This window comes from Rhodococcus sp. NPDC056960 (assembly GCF_042674125.1).
Taxonomy (GTDB): domain Bacteria; phylum Actinomycetota; class Actinomycetes; order Mycobacteriales; family Mycobacteriaceae; genus Rhodococcus_F.
Genome location: NZ_JBHURF010000011.1, coordinates 78,944 through 92,646, shown reverse-complemented (window position 1 = coordinate 92,646; position 13,703 = coordinate 78,944). Strand labels below are relative to the sequence as shown.

The window sequence follows — 13,703 nt, the reverse complement described above, 5'->3', positions numbered from 1 at the left end:
TCGATCGTGCCGCCGAGTGAGGGTGATCGTCGCAATGCCCGGACACTGGGCGGCCGATAAGTGCGGAACCCGAACTCCTCCAGGAGTAGCCATGGTTTACGTCTCTTCACCGAGCAAGTCCGTCGAATCACTCGCCGTCGTGCTGATTGCCGTCGGAGTCGTCCTGCTCGCTCTGCTCACCCTCTACCTGGTCGGCTTCGACCAGGGCGCGATCTCCCGAAGCGGCATGTACCTGCACGAATTGATGCACGACGGCCGCCATCTCCTGGGAGTTCCCTGTCACTAGTTGCACCACTACGGAGCACGCGATGAACTCTCCAGCAGATTTCGAAGCACAGGCGAACAGGGTGGCGGGGTACGGCCCCGTCCATCACGAAGAGATGGATTCGCCGTACTACCTGTCCAATTCCGCGTTCGATGCGTTGCGGCACGTCCTGCACGACGTCGGCGGCCAGCCCGCCCTCCCCGTCAAGTACGAGGAGAAGGTCGAAGAGGACTGGGAGATGAGCACGTACGTCACGTGCGAATGCCTCGGCTGGCGGGGCGTGTGGAACTCCGAGGAGCGCCGCCGGGCCGAGAACGACCTGGGTGCCACGCTCTACTTCGGATTGCCGTACTACGCGCGGTGGATCACGGTGGCAGCCAAGACACTCATCAACAAGGGCCTGATCACACCGGACGAACTCTCCGCCAAGATCGACGAGGTGCGGGCCCGGACCGCCGGCGGGACAGCGGCGGGAGGCCGGTCATGACGAAGAAGTTCGAGATCGGCGACCGCGTCACCGTCAAGAACGCGACGTCGATGTTTCACACCCGTACGCAGGCATTCATCCGCGGACACACCGGCGTCGTCGTCGAACACCGCCCGGAGTGGGTGATCCCCGAGGACGAGGCGTGGGGGCGGGTGGACGACGGACGGACCGAACCGTTCTACGTCGTCCGCTTCCAGCAGACCGACCTGTGGCCCCGCTACACCGGATTCGAGATCGACACTTTGGAAACCGAGTGCTCCGAGCGCTGGCTCGAGCCGGCAGGAGAGGCGGACACATGACGCATTCGCACGACGATCACGCACCGATCCAGGCCTCGGAGGAGATCAGCGAATTCGGGGTCCTGGAGACCGCCATCCGGGAACTGTCCATCGACAAGGGCCTGTTCTCCCGCGAGGATCACCGCCGCTTCTCGGAATGGGCCGAATCGGTGGGGCCGTCGGGTGGTTCGCGATTGGTCGCGAAGGCGTGGGTGGATCCGGAATTCAAGAAGCGACTGCTGGCCGACGGCACCGAGACCTGCAAGGAGGTGGGGATCGACTGGCGCGATCCCACCGGGTCGGGCACGCCGAGCGACTACACGTACTTCTACGTGCTGGAGAACACCCCGAAGGTCCACAACGTGATCGTCTGCACGTTGTGTTCGTGCTACCCGCGCCCGGTTCTCGGCATGTCTCCGGACTGGTACCGCACGCCCAACTATCGCCGCCGGCTGGTGCGCTGGCCCCGCGAGGTGATCGCGGAGTTCGGCCTGCACTTCCCGGCGGATGTCGAAGTGCGCGTGCATGATTCGAATCAGAAATCGCGGTTCATGGTGATGCCGATGCGCCCGGAGGGCACCGACGGGTGGAGCGAGGAACAGCTCGCGTCGATCGTCACCCGCGACACCATGATCGGCGTCGCCGTCCCGCAGGTCGACTGGACGGCAACCACACCACCCTCGGACAACGGAGGAACCGCACGATGATGACGGACAAGGGTTACGACGTCATCCTGAACACGTTGACGCCGGAGACAACTCGCGACGACGTGACGCTGCCGGACCTCGATCGCAAACCCGACCCGTGGGAATCGAGCATGCAGGCCACCGCGGAATGCCTGTCCTGGCGTGGCGCCTGGGACAATCGCGACAGGCGCCACACCGAGGACCAGTTGGGCGAAACCGTCTACCGCGACTTCCCCGTCCGCTCCCGGTCCGTCGTCGCCACCGCTCACGCGCTGATGGACAAGGGCGTCATCAGCCCGGACGAACTTCAGGCAAAGATGGAGGAAGTGCGCGCACGGTTCACCCGGCAGTAGCCGGCTGCACTCAGGATTCGAGTGCCGCGTCCAGCGTGATCTCGACACCGGTGAGCGCCTTGCTCACCGGGCACGACTCCTTCGCGGCCTGGGCGGCCTTGGCGAAGCCGTCGGCGTCGAGACCGTCCACCTCGCCGCGGACCGTCAGCTTGATGCCGGTGAGCTTGAAACCCGGGTTGTCCGGTCCGAGTGAGACATCGGCCTTCACCTCCAGGCTCTGCGGGGTTCCGCCGGCCTCCGCGATGAGTGCGGACAGCTGCATCGCGTAGCAGGACGAATGCGCCGCCGCGATCAGTTCCTCCGGGCTGGTGGTTCCACCCGCCTCCTCGGCCGCCCGCTTCGGGAACGAGACGTCGAAGGTCGCGACACCGGAACTGGTGAGTTCCACCTGGCCGCTTCCCTGTTCGAGCGATCCGTTCCAAGCGGTCCGTGCGGTACGTGTCGGCATGCCACATCCTCTCGTGATTCTTCGGGTGTACGTGTCGAACCTACTCGTACCGAGCGGACATCCGCAGCGCCCGGGAACGCAGGGCGGCCCGCAGATCGTCCGGTGCCAGCACTTCCGCGTCCTCACCGAACGACCACAGCACCCCACTCGCGTGGGCGTCGTCGCCGAACACGACTTCCAGGCGCACCCGGTCGTCGTCGAACGGCCCCTCGGATCGGACGTCGAAGACGCGCTCCACCAGATCGTCGCGTCGCTCCCGGCGGACGAGAATGTCGGCGAGCACCGGCGTCCCCCGCGCCCGGAATGCCGCGCGCCGACGTTCCCAGATCGCGGCGAGGTCGATGTCGGCGGATCGCTGGGCGGGCTCGTCGAGTTCGCGAACGTCCTCGATCCGCTCGAGCCGATAGGTCCGGTCGCGTCCGGCGTCCGTCGCCACCAGGTACCACCGTCCCGCCGCGTGGATCAGCCCCTGCGGGTCGATGACGCGCCAGGCGGCATCGTCGCCCCGCGACGCGTAGAGGATGCTCAGCCGCCGTCCCACGAACACCGCCTGCTGGATCAGCCCCAGATGGTCGTCGGCCTGTTGCGCGTCGGTCAGCCACGTGCCCTGGGTGACGAACACCCGCTCCGCCACCTTCGTCGCCGCCGCGCGGTGCGCGTCCGGCATCGCCGCCACCACCTTGCGCATCGCCGACGCGAACGCCGGCGCCATGCCCAGCGATTCCGACGTCACCGCCGAACCCGCCGCCAGGAGTGCCTTCGCCTCGTCCACCGTCAGACCGGTGAGGTCGGTGGTGAATCCCGGGAGCAGTTCGAAACCGCCGTCCCGGCCGCGTTCCGCATAGACCGGGATTCCCGCCGTCGACAGCGCGTCGATGTCCCGCAGCACCGTGCGGGGTGACACCTCCAGTTCGCGGGCCAGGGCCGAAGCGGACATCCGCCCGCGGTTGCGGAGCAGGAGGACGAGCGAGAGCAGGCGGTCGGCGCGCATGCGAAAAGTCTCGCAGAAATACACGACAGAAGATGTCATGTATTGCGGCGATAGTTGGCTCATGACAAACACGACGGATCCCCGACCCCTGTACCGCGAAGCCCTCGCCTGGACCACCGGCCTCATCGACACCGTGCGCGAAGACCAGCTGACGGCGTCGACACCGTGCGCCGACTTCGACGTCCGAACCCTGCTCGGCCACCTGGTCGCGACTGTGGAACGCGCCCGAGTGATCGGCGAGGGCGGCGACCCAGGCACCGTTCCGCTGATCGTCACCGACATCCCCGCGGGCGGGTACGGCGACGCGTACCGTTCCGCCACCCACCGCATGTGGCCCGTCTGGACCGGCGACGACCGCCTCGACGCGACGGTGACCGCACCGTGGGGCACGGTGCCCGGCCGCGCCGCGATCTGGGGATACATCAACGAGACCCTGGTGCACGGCTGGGACCTCGCGATCGCCACCGGGCAACCCTCCGAAACCCGACCGGAACTGGCCGAAGCGATGCTCGAAGTCGCCCGGCACGCGATCCCCGCGGAAACCCGGGGCGGGCACGTGCCGTTCGCGGAGGTCGTCGAACCGCAGCCGACGGCGGGCCCCACCGAGCGGCTCGCCAACTGGTCGGGGCGCAAGAGCGCCTGACCCCGCACACACGAACGGGCCGCCGGTGGAAAACCACCGGCGGCCCGTTCGTCTACTGCCTGTCTTACTCCGAGTCGGCTGCGCCCGACTTCGCCAGGTCGACCGGAACCTCGTCGGGCACCGTGACCGGCTTGGTCTCTCCGCGGAACGTGAACTTCGCGTCCTCGCCCGCGCCTTCGCCGTCCCAGTTGTCGACGTCGACGTACACGATCTGACCGGGTCCGACCTCCCCGAAGAGGATCTTCTCCGACAGCTGGTCCTCGATCTCGCGCTGGATGGTGCGACGCAGCGGCCGTGCACCCAGGACCGGATCGAAGCCACGCTTGGCCAGCAGCGCCTTGGCCTTCTCGCTGACCTCCATCGTCATGTCCTTGTTCTTCAGGGCCACCTCGACGCGCGCGACCATCAGGTCCACCATCTGCACGATCTGCTCGGTGGTGAGCTGGTGGAACACGACGATGTCGTCGATGCGGTTGAGGAACTCGGGACGGAAGTGCTTCTTCAGCTCGTCGTGCACCTTGAGCTTCATCCGCTCGTAGTTCGACTCGTCGCCCTTGCCGGACGTGAAGCCGAGACCCACAGCCTTGGAGATGTCCGAGGTGCCGAGGTTCGAGGTGAAGATGAGCACCGTGTTCTTGAAGTCCACGGTCCGGCCCTGACCGTCGGTGAGACGGCCGTCTTCGAGCACCTGCAGGAGCGTGTTGTAGATCTCCTGGTGTGCCTTCTCGATCTCGTCGAACAGGACCACGCTGAACGGCTTGCGGCGCACCTTCTCGGTGAGCTGCCCGCCCTCTTCGTAGCCGACGTAGCCGGGAGGGGCACCGAACAGCCGCGACGCCGTGAAGCGGTCGTGGAACTCGCCCATGTCGATCTGGATGAGGGCGTCGTCCTCGCCGAACAGGAAGTTGGCGAGCGACTTGGCCAGCTCCGTCTTACCGACACCGGACGGGCCGGCGAAGATGAACGAACCGGACGGACGCTTCGGGTCCTTCAGGCCTGCGCGGGTACGACGGATGGCCTTGGCGACAGCCTTGACCGCGTCTTCCTGACCGATGATCCGCTTGTGCAGCTCCTCCTCCATGCGGAGCAGACGGGTGGTCTCCTCCTCGGTGAGCTTGAACACGGGGATGCCGGTCCAGTTACCCAGGACCTCGGCGATCTGCTCGTCGTCGACCTCGGCGATGACATCCAGGTCACCGGAACGCCATTGCTTCTCCCGCTCCGCGCGCTGAGCGACGAGGGTCTTCTCCTTGTCGCGCAGGTTCGCGGCCTTCTCGAAGTCCTGCGCGTCGATCGCGGACTCCTTCTCGCGGCGGGCGTCGGCGATCTTGTCGTCGAACTCGCGGAGGTCCGGCGGTGCGGTCATCCGGCGGATGCGCATCCGGGCTCCGGCCTCGTCGATGAGGTCGATGGCCTTGTCCGGCAGGAAGCGGTCGTTGATGTAGCGATCGGCGAGGGTGGCCGCGGCGACGAGAGCACCGTCCGTGATGGACACGCGGTGGTGCGCCTCGTAGCGGTCGCGCAGACCCTTGAGGATCTCGATGGTGTGCTCCACCGTCGGCTCGCCGACCTGCACCGGCTGGAACCGGCGCTCGAGGGCGGCGTCCTTCTCGATGTACTTGCGGTACTCGTCGAGGGTGGTGGCACCGATGGTTTGCAGCTCACCGCGGGCGAGCTTCGGCTTGAGGATCGAGGCCGCGTCGATGGCGCCCTCGGCCGCGCCTGCACCCACGAGGGTGTGCAGCTCGTCGATGAACAGGATGATGTCGCCGCGGGTGTTGATCTCCTTGAGGACCTTCTTCAGGCGTTCCTCGAAGTCACCGCGGTAACGGCTGCCGGCCACGAGCGACCCGAGGTCGAGCGTGTACAGCTGCTTGTCCTTGAGCGTCTCGGGGACCTCGCCGTTGACGATGGCCTGAGCGAGACCCTCCACGACGGCGGTCTTACCGACACCGGGCTCGCCGATCAGCACAGGGTTGTTCTTGGTACGGCGCGACAGCACCTGCATGACACGCTCGATTTCCTTCGAGCGGCCGATGACGGGGTCGAGTTTGCCCTCGAGGGCCGCCTGGGTGAGGTTGCGACCGAACTGGTCGAGCACCAGCGACGTGGACGGGGTGCCCGCCTCGCCGCGCGTGCCGCCGGACTCGGCCGGCTCCTTGCCCTGGTACCCGGAGAGCAGCTGGATGACCTGCTGACGCACCCGGTTGAGGTCGGCGCCGAGCTTGACCAGCACCTGCGCCGCGACGCCTTCACCCTCACGGATGAGGCCGAGCAGGATGTGCTCCGTGCCGATGTAGTTGTGTCCGAGCTGCAGTGCCTCGCGCAGGCTGAGCTCCAGGACTTTCTTGGCACGCGGGGTGAAGGGGATGTGGCCGGACGGGGCCTGCTGGCCCTGGCCGATGATCTCCTCGACCTGGCTGCGCACTCCTTCGAGGGAGATGCCCAACGACTCCAGCGACTTGGCAGCGACACCTTCGCCCTCGTGAATGAGGCCGAGCAGGATGTGCTCCGTACCGATGTAGTTGTGGTTGAGCATCCTGGCTTCTTCTTGAGCCAGGACAACAACGCGCCGTGCGCGATCGGTGAACCTCTCGAACATCGCTCTCCCTCACACTTTCCGACGTGCAGTCACGAGACCGGGTGTCTCGTCCCTGTTCGCCGCGTTTCGCTCCGGCACTACAAGCAGATCGCCAGCGCCTGCTCCGAGGGCAGAAGCCCCGAACCGACGAAGGTTCCACGACCCCATCTATTACTGTAGTTGGCTGCCGATCGACCTGCTGCCCCTCCACCCCTTTAGGTGGGAGAGCAGGCCTGCTTATCCGTATTCAACGCCCCAGCTCCGGCAATCGTTTCCCTTTCGCTGTACGCCTGGAGCGAACAGGTCGAGCGGAGGCGATTCGGACCACCTTTTCGTAGCCACCGGAGTAACCGAGGTCGGCGGCCCGCACCCCGAAGGGCACGAGGCCTGCGTATCCGGACAGGGTATGTCGGCGAGCTGTGAATTCGCTACCCGTTCGTTTCGGTCGGCGTCGGCGTCCATACCAGCGGGTTGGTCGGAGCTCCCCGGGTAACCGGCGGCGCAGCGGAATGCAGTCCGGGGCGGCTACCCCGCGACGGGGGCGACGAACCGGCACGGCACGTCGCGCGGATGCGCGGGATCGAGCGCGTTCAGGACGAAACCCGCGGCGCGTGCCGAACCCGCCACCGCGACGTGATCGGAGTAGTCCTGCTCGCATCCGTCCTGTACGACGATGTTGGTGGTGTCCGGTCCCGGTTCGAGGCCGCTCGTGTACGGGACGACGAGTTCGTCGTAGCGGGTGGTGATGTTCGTGTAGTCGATGCCGGGCGCGTAGACGCCGCCCGCACGCATCCGGTCGATGAACGCCGAACCCTGCAGCATCTCGGGGCAGGCCCCGCAGACAGGGAAACCGGCCGCCACCTCGTCGTCGATGCCGAGCGAGCGCATGAACCGGCCGGCACTGACCTGATCGTTTCCGTACGTGCCGTGCCACGGCGGTGCGAGCGACACGATCTTCGCGACCTTGCCGGCACCGCCGAAGAACTTCACGTAATTGTTCGCCTGCACGGTGCCCTGGGAATGTCCCACCAGGTCGACCTTCGACGCCCCCGTACTCGACAGCACCTCGTCGACGAAGGCGGCGATCTGAGCGGTGCCGGTGTCGATCGGTGTCATCCCGCCGATCGCGTCGAGCGGCCACGGCAGGTCGGGGAAATTGCCGTATGTGAGGGAGTACACGCAGTAGCCCTCGTTGGCGAGAAGCGGTGCATATACCGCCCAGTTGGTTTGGCGCGCGCCCCCGGTGCCGTGGACGAGGACCACCGGTTCGGGGTGGGCGTCACTCGGCCGGCAGGTCCAGTCGTTCGAACCGGGGGCCGAACCGCCCGGATTTCCCAGTTCGAGCGGCACACCGGCGAGGAAGGAGTCCGGAACCGGATAGACGGGCGCCGCGGTCGCCACCCCCGCGCCCGCCCACATCACGAATGCCAGGAACAGGATTCCCGACACGGACACGAAGCGACGCACAGCTACCCCCAGCCTTACCCGATTATCGGATCAGAGCGGGACGGTAACAGCCCAGGTCGCTTCGCGGAGCGAATCAGAGAATTCTGTTCCCAGCTAACTTTCAGTTCGCCTTGTTGTAGGCGTCGATTATTTCGGCGGAGATACGTCCACGGGCAGAAACCTTTTTGTTGTTCTTCCGCGCCCATTCACGGATGGCGGCACTCTGCTCGCGATCGACCGAAACTCGGGACTTGGTGGCCGCGGGAGCCGCGACCGCCTTGCCGCGCTTGCGCGAGCTCACCTTGCGGGCGTGAGAAACCCACACATCGAGCTGCTCGCGCAATTTCGCCGCATTCTCCGAGGAAAGATCGATCTCGTACTGAACACCGTCGAGTCCGAACTCGACCGTCTCGTCGGCAGACGCCTCTTGATCGACATCGTCGATCAGGGTGACAGTGACCTTCTTTGCCATGGGATGAATTTCCTCTCGAATGAAGCGACATCTCATCGTCAACGTGAGCTACGACCCGGAGGTAACCATACCCCTGTTCTTCCGAATCGGAATACGAGGAATGGATCTAATTCAACCGCGTGAATTCACCCTGGTGAATCAGCGAGAAGAAGGACGAACAATGGGAAAGAGGATTGTTTCCCGGATTCCCAATCCCGTCAAAGCCATGAGCAGACGGTCGATTCCCATTCCGGTACCGGTGGTCGGCGGCATTCCCTGCTCCATCGCCGCGAGGAATTCCTCGTCCAGGACCATCGCCTCGTCGTCACCGGCCGACGCGAGCCGCGCCTGATCGACGAACCGCTCACGCTGGATGACCGGGTCCACCAATTCCGAATAGCCCGTGGCCAACTCGAATCCGCGAATGTACAGGTCCCACTTCTCGGTGACGCCCGCCTTGCTGCGGTGGTCACGGGTCAACGGTGACGTCTCGACCGGGAAGTCACGGACGAACGTCGGCTCGAACAACTGATCACCGCACTGGTGTTCCCACAGTTCCTCGACGAGCTTGCCGTGCCCGTAACCCTTGTCCTTGGGGACCTCGAGGCCCACCTTCTCGGCGAGAGCCAGCAATTCCTCGACCGTCGTATCGGGGGTCACCTCGACACCGATCGCCTGCGACAGCGACGGGTACATCTCGAGGGTCTTCCATTCACCACTGAGGTCGTATTCGGTGCCGTCCGCGAGGGTGACGATCTGTGAACCGAAAGCGGCCTGCGCCACTTCCTGGACGAGCTCGCGAGTCATGGCGGCCGAATCGTCGTAGGTGCCGTACGCCTCGTACGTCTCGAGCATCGCGAATTCCGGCGAGTGCGTCGAATCGACACCCTCGTTGCGGAAATTCCGGTTGATCTCGAACACCTTCTCGATACCGCCGACAACGCACCGCTTGAGGAACAACTCGGGCGCAATTCGAAGGTAGAGATCGATGTCGAGCGCATTGGAATGGGTGACGAACGGCCGCGCCGCGGCGCCGCCGTGCAACGTCTGCAGCATCGGCGTCTCGACCTCGAGGAACCCGCGACGCTCGAGCGCGTTCCGAAGCTCACGAACTACCGCCACCCGCTTGCGCGCATTCTCCCGCGCCTCCGCGCGCACGATCAGATCGGCATAACGCTGCCGGACGCGGGACTCCTCGTTCATCTCCTTGTGCGCAACCGGGAGGGGCCGCAGCGACTTGGACGCGATCTGCCACGAATCGGCCATCACGCTCAGCTCACCGCGACGGGAGCTGATCACCTCACCGTGCACGAACACGAAGTCACCGAGGTCGACATCGGCCTTCCAGGACGCGAGCGCGTCCTCCCCGACCGCGGCGAGACTGATCATCGCCTGCAGCTGGGTGCCGTCGCCTTCCTGCAGCGTCGCGAAGCACAACTTGCCGGTGTTCCGGACGAAGATCACCCGGCCCACGACACCGACCTGGTCGCCGGTGGCCGTGTCGGGCTCGAGTTCCGGATACTTGGCCCGGATCTCCGCCAGCGAGTGGGTGCGCGCCACCGACACCGGGTACGCCTCGCGCCCCTCCGCGAGGATGCGCTCACGCTTCTCCTGGCGGATCCGAAGCTGCTCGGGGGTGTCGTCGACTGGCTGGGCTGCTACTTCACTCACGGGTCACCAGCCTAATCGACAGCCCCGCGTCCCCCTATTCCGAGGTCAGCGTACTGAGTCAGTGGGCCGAGACGGCTCGCCGTCAGTGGGCCGAGAGGGCTCGCCGTCAGTGGGCCGAGACGGTGGCCAGCTCCCGCGCGCAGTGCCGCGTCGCGACGAGCGACCCCAGCAGTCCCGCCGCCTTGATCGCCTTGTACCCGCCGACGAGATCGGTCGCCTTGTGCAAGCCCAGCTGCTGCAGGGCCGCCGCGGCGAGACTCGAGGTGTAGCCCTCGGAGCAGACGATGATCCACTCGACGTCGTGATCGACGGCCAGCGCCAGGTGCGCCGAGCTGGTGGGATCGCAGCGCCACTCGAGAACGTTGCGTTCGATGGCGAGCGCGCCGGGCAGTGTTCCCTCGATCGCCCGCTGCGCCTGCGGCCGGATGTCCACGACGATCGCGCCGCGCGCCACGGCCTCGGGCAGTTCGAACGCGTACATGCGGTCGATCTGGGTGCGGGCCTCTTCGAGCATCTGGTCGATGTTCACTTCGAACCACCCTCGGGGAGATCGGTGAGCTCGGTCCGGGTACGGCGCAGGGTGCCGTGGTCGGTGACCTCGTAATAGGACATGGCAGACAAGGGCGGTGAGTAGGCGTGCACACTCAGCGTCGGTGTCACCACCTCCGCCCCGGGTGCGTCGGGCGCCCGCACCACGTCGTGGACCCAGCCGAGCGGGAACGACGCCTGATCGCCCGCGCCGAGGACACGGTGACGCAGTCGGTCACCCGCCCAACGGAACTCGGACAGGGCGCCGCTGAGAACGGTGAGCGCGCCGAAAGAGCCTGCATGGTCGTGCAATTCGGTGTTCCGGTCGGGAACCCAGCTGATCAGCCAGACATCCACGTCGTCGTCCGAGTAGAGCCGGGTCGACCAGCGCTCGTCGGTGGGCCACCTCTGCGGAAGTAGCACGTCGTGGCGGCCGTCGAGGACCTCGGAGGCACCCTGATCGGTGATGCGCAGCAGATCGGCCGGGCGAAGACGGGTGGGTACAGATGCAGAAGAATACGTTGCGAGCACGAGAGAGACTCCCAGAAGTGTGAATTGGTCAAGGCAGCGTTCAGCCTCGACAACACTCCTGAGCACTCGTGCAGAGATTCACGGGGACCATTCTGACATAACTTCCACGAAGAGGGAACCCATCACTCGAGCGGACTGCGACGCGCTCCCCGGCGGGCCTGATTCCGCTCGTAGACCAGGCGCAGCCCTTCGAGGGTGAGGTCGGGCTCGTGCTCGTCGACGGTCTCGGTCTCGGGCATGATCAGCGGCGCACGGTCACCGGTCGCGATCACCACCACATCGGAACCGGAGAACGCGGGAAGTTCCCTGCGCACGCGACGCACCAGTCCGTCGACGAGGCCGGCGAACCCGAACACCGCACCCGACTGCATGCACTCGACGGTGTTCTTGCCGACGACGGAGCGGGGACGCACCAGTTCGACCTTGCGCAGCGCCGCCGACTGCGACGCGAGGGCGTCCGAGGAGATCTCGAGACCGGGCGCGATGGCGCCGCCGAGGAACTCGCCCTTCGCGGACACGACGTCGACGCACGTGGAGGTCCCGAAGTCGACCACGATGCACGGCGCATCGTAGAGGTGATGCGCGGCAAGGCTGTTCACGATCCGGTCGGCGCCGACCTCCTTGGGGTTGTCGACGAGCAGCGGGACACCGGTTCGCACCCCGGGCTCCACCAGCACGTGCGGCACGTGCCCCCAGTACCGCGTCAGCATCACGCGGATCTCCCGCAGCACCGACGGCACCGTCGACAGCGCGGACACACCGGTGATCTGGTCGGTGTGCCGGCCCAGAAGCCCGCGGAAGATCAGGGCCAGCTCGTCGGCCGTCATCCTCGCGTCGGTGCGCATCCGCCAGTCCTGCACCAACTTCGAGTGTTCACCGGTACCGGTGAACAGTCCGAGAACAATGTTGGTGTTCCGGACGTCGACGGTGAGGAGCATGGGTCAGACCAGACTGGATTCGCGCTCGGCGTCGAGCGTCGACAGCATGCGCGGGGTGATCAGGCCGGAGCCCTCCGGCGCGTGGGCCGGGTCGGCGCCGAGTTCGACCGGCGTGTTGGCGGCGTCGACGAACACGACACGCGGTTCGTAGTCCCGCACTTCCTGCTCGTTCATGACGCCGTAGGCGATGAGGATGACGAGGTCGCCGGGCTTGACCAGATGCGCAGCGGCACCATTGATTCCGATGACGCCACTCCCCCGCTCGCCGGCGATGACGTAGGTTTCGAGCCGCGCGCCGTTGTCGATGTCGACGATGCACACCTGCTCGCCCTCGAGCAGGTCTGCTGCGTCCATCAGATCCTGGTCGACCGTCACCGAACCCACGTAGTGCAGGTCGGCGTGGGTGACGGTGGCGCGATGGATCTTCGACTTCATCATGGTGCGAAACATGTTCCGGTCCTTACTCTTCTAGCGGGAAAGAAGCTCGTCCGGCGTGGACGGGTCCGACGCCTCGGTGTCACGTTCGAGAAATCCGGTGCCGACGGCGACACCGACGTTGTCGATCAGGCGGGTGGTTCCGACCCGGGCTGCGACGAGCAGCCGGCCGTCTCCCCGCTCGGGGGCGGGACCGAGATCGACGCCCCGCACCTCGAGGTAGTCGACGTCGACCTCGGGGGTCGACGCCAGCACCTCGCGGGCGGTGGCCAGAATCGCCTCGGCGCCACCGGCGGCGGCGTGCGCCCCCGCGATCAGCGCCGCGGACAATGTGGTCGCCGCGTTGCGCTGCGCCTCATCGAGGTAACGGTTCCGCGAGGACAGCGCGAGTCCGTCGTGCTCACGCACGGTGGGCACCCCGATGATCCGGACGTCGAAGTTCAGATCGGTCACCATCTGCCGGATCAGCGTCAGCTGCTGGTAGTCCTTCTCGCCGAAGTACGCGGCGTGCGGCGCGGCGATCTGCAGCAGCTTGGCGACCACGGTCAGCATGCCGGCGAAGTGCGTCGGCCGAGACGCGCCCTCGAGTTCGGCGCCGAGCGGTCCGGGAAGGATCGTCGTCCGCGGTCCTGCCGGGTACATGGTGGCCGCGGTGGGCACGAACGCCAGCTCGACTCCCGCCTCGCGCAGCAGTTCGAGGTCTGCGTCGACGGTGCGCGGGTAGGCGTCGAGGTCTTCGCCCGCCCCGAATTGCAACGGGTTGACGAAAATCGAGACGATCACCACCGCGCCGGTCAGCTTGGCCTGACGCACCAGCTCCAGGTGGCCCGTGTGCAGGGCCCCCATCGTCGGCACGAGCGCGACCTGACGACCGACGCCGCGCAGCGCCTTCGAGACCCGCGTCAGAATCTGCGGGTCGTGGTGCACGGTCAGTTCTCCGCGCTTGTATCCGCCGTGCAGATCGCTCACGG

Annotated in this window: 17 protein-coding genes; 6 read left to right on the top strand and 11 right to left on the bottom strand. The window is 66.2% G+C overall.

The features are described 5' to 3' along the window. Positions 1-91 precede the first annotated feature (91 nt). Genes ACFTWF_RS18920 through ACFTWF_RS18900 form a run of 5 tightly spaced genes read left to right on the top strand, consistent with a single transcriptional unit; the run spans position 92 to position 2,069 of the window. On the top strand, positions 92-286 hold the full coding sequence (locus tag ACFTWF_RS18920; RefSeq protein ID WP_012691521.1) for a CbtB domain-containing protein: 195 nt from the start codon (positions 92-94) through the stop codon (positions 284-286). A 22-nt stretch (positions 287-308) separates the two neighbouring features. After that, entirely contained in the window at positions 309-752 is a 444-nt protein-coding gene (locus ACFTWF_RS18915; RefSeq protein WP_378462716.1) for a hypothetical protein, read from the top strand. Continuing rightward, the gene (locus ACFTWF_RS18910; protein ID WP_378462715.1) at positions 749-1,051 is read left to right on the top strand and encodes an SH3-like domain-containing protein; all 303 of its coding nucleotides are present in this window, start codon (positions 749-751) and stop codon (positions 1,049-1,051) included. The genes ACFTWF_RS18915 and ACFTWF_RS18910 overlap by 4 nt, the downstream gene beginning before the upstream one ends. Next, positions 1,048-1,737 carry a thiocyanate hydrolase subunit gamma gene (gene scnC / locus ACFTWF_RS18905; RefSeq protein WP_378462714.1) on the top strand — a complete coding sequence of 230 codons (690 nt, stop codon included), beginning with the start codon at positions 1,048-1,050 and terminating at the stop codon, positions 1,735-1,737. Before ACFTWF_RS18910 ends, scnC begins: the two co-directional genes overlap by 4 nt. Next, entirely contained in the window at positions 1,734-2,069 is a 336-nt protein-coding gene (locus ACFTWF_RS18900) for a ScnB (protein ID WP_378462713.1), read from the top strand. The genes scnC and ACFTWF_RS18900 overlap by 4 nt, the downstream gene beginning before the upstream one ends. Positions 2,070-2,079: 10 nt before the next feature. Here ACFTWF_RS18900 and ACFTWF_RS18895 read toward each other — a convergent pair whose 3' ends face one another. Beyond that, complete coding sequence (locus tag ACFTWF_RS18895; RefSeq protein ID WP_005244949.1) at positions 2,080-2,517, bottom strand: OsmC family protein; 438 nt, start codon at positions 2,515-2,517, stop codon at positions 2,080-2,082. 40 nt (positions 2,518-2,557) lie between these two features. Next, positions 2,558-3,508 (bottom strand): helix-turn-helix transcriptional regulator, encoded by a 951-nt coding sequence (locus tag ACFTWF_RS18890; protein ID WP_378462712.1) that lies wholly within the window; start codon positions 3,506-3,508, stop codon positions 2,558-2,560. Between the two features lie 61 nt (positions 3,509-3,569). Between ACFTWF_RS18890 and ACFTWF_RS18885 the strand changes: the two genes are divergently transcribed. Then, positions 3,570-4,151 carry a TIGR03086 family metal-binding protein gene (locus ACFTWF_RS18885; protein ID WP_378462711.1) on the top strand — a complete coding sequence of 194 codons (582 nt, stop codon included), beginning with the start codon at positions 3,570-3,572 and terminating at the stop codon, positions 4,149-4,151. 64 nt (positions 4,152-4,215) lie between these two features. Here ACFTWF_RS18885 and ACFTWF_RS18880 read toward each other — a convergent pair whose 3' ends face one another. From ACFTWF_RS18880 to panC, 9 genes are all read right to left on the bottom strand, one after another. Continuing rightward, positions 4,216-6,753 (bottom strand): ATP-dependent Clp protease ATP-binding subunit, encoded by a 2,538-nt coding sequence (locus ACFTWF_RS18880; protein WP_185727254.1) that lies wholly within the window; start codon positions 6,751-6,753, stop codon positions 4,216-4,218. 504 nt (positions 6,754-7,257) lie between these two features. Beyond that, positions 7,258-8,199 carry an esterase/lipase family protein gene (locus tag ACFTWF_RS18875; protein WP_378462710.1) on the bottom strand — a complete coding sequence of 314 codons (942 nt, stop codon included), beginning with the start codon at positions 8,197-8,199 and terminating at the stop codon, positions 7,258-7,260. Between the two features lie 100 nt (positions 8,200-8,299). Next, complete coding sequence (locus ACFTWF_RS18870) at positions 8,300-8,650, bottom strand: Lsr2 family protein (RefSeq protein WP_005244957.1); 351 nt, start codon at positions 8,648-8,650, stop codon at positions 8,300-8,302. A 138-nt stretch (positions 8,651-8,788) separates the two neighbouring features. Beyond that, positions 8,789-10,300, bottom strand: a complete 1,512-nt coding sequence (lysS, locus tag ACFTWF_RS18865; RefSeq protein ID WP_378462709.1) for a lysine--tRNA ligase — start codon at positions 10,298-10,300, stop codon at positions 8,789-8,791. Between the two features lie 106 nt (positions 10,301-10,406). After that, entirely contained in the window at positions 10,407-10,829 is a 423-nt protein-coding gene (locus ACFTWF_RS18860) for a rhodanese-like domain-containing protein (RefSeq protein WP_378462708.1), read from the bottom strand. Then, entirely contained in the window at positions 10,826-11,359 is a 534-nt protein-coding gene (locus tag ACFTWF_RS18855) for a cysteine dioxygenase (RefSeq protein ID WP_378462707.1), read from the bottom strand. The genes ACFTWF_RS18860 and ACFTWF_RS18855 overlap by 4 nt, the downstream gene beginning before the upstream one ends. Positions 11,360-11,481: 122 nt before the next feature. Next, a complete protein-coding gene (locus tag ACFTWF_RS18850) occupies positions 11,482-12,297 on the bottom strand; it encodes a type III pantothenate kinase (protein ID WP_378462706.1) in 816 nt (271 codons plus the stop codon). Positions 12,298-12,300: 3 nt separating this feature from the next. After that, entirely contained in the window at positions 12,301-12,747 is a 447-nt protein-coding gene (gene panD, locus ACFTWF_RS18845; RefSeq protein WP_072947359.1) for an aspartate 1-decarboxylase, read from the bottom strand. Positions 12,748-12,765: 18 nt separating this feature from the next. Next, positions 12,766-13,701 (bottom strand): pantoate--beta-alanine ligase, encoded by a 936-nt coding sequence (gene panC / locus ACFTWF_RS18840; RefSeq protein ID WP_378462705.1) that lies wholly within the window; start codon positions 13,699-13,701, stop codon positions 12,766-12,768. Between the last annotated feature and the right edge of the window lie 2 nt (positions 13,702-13,703).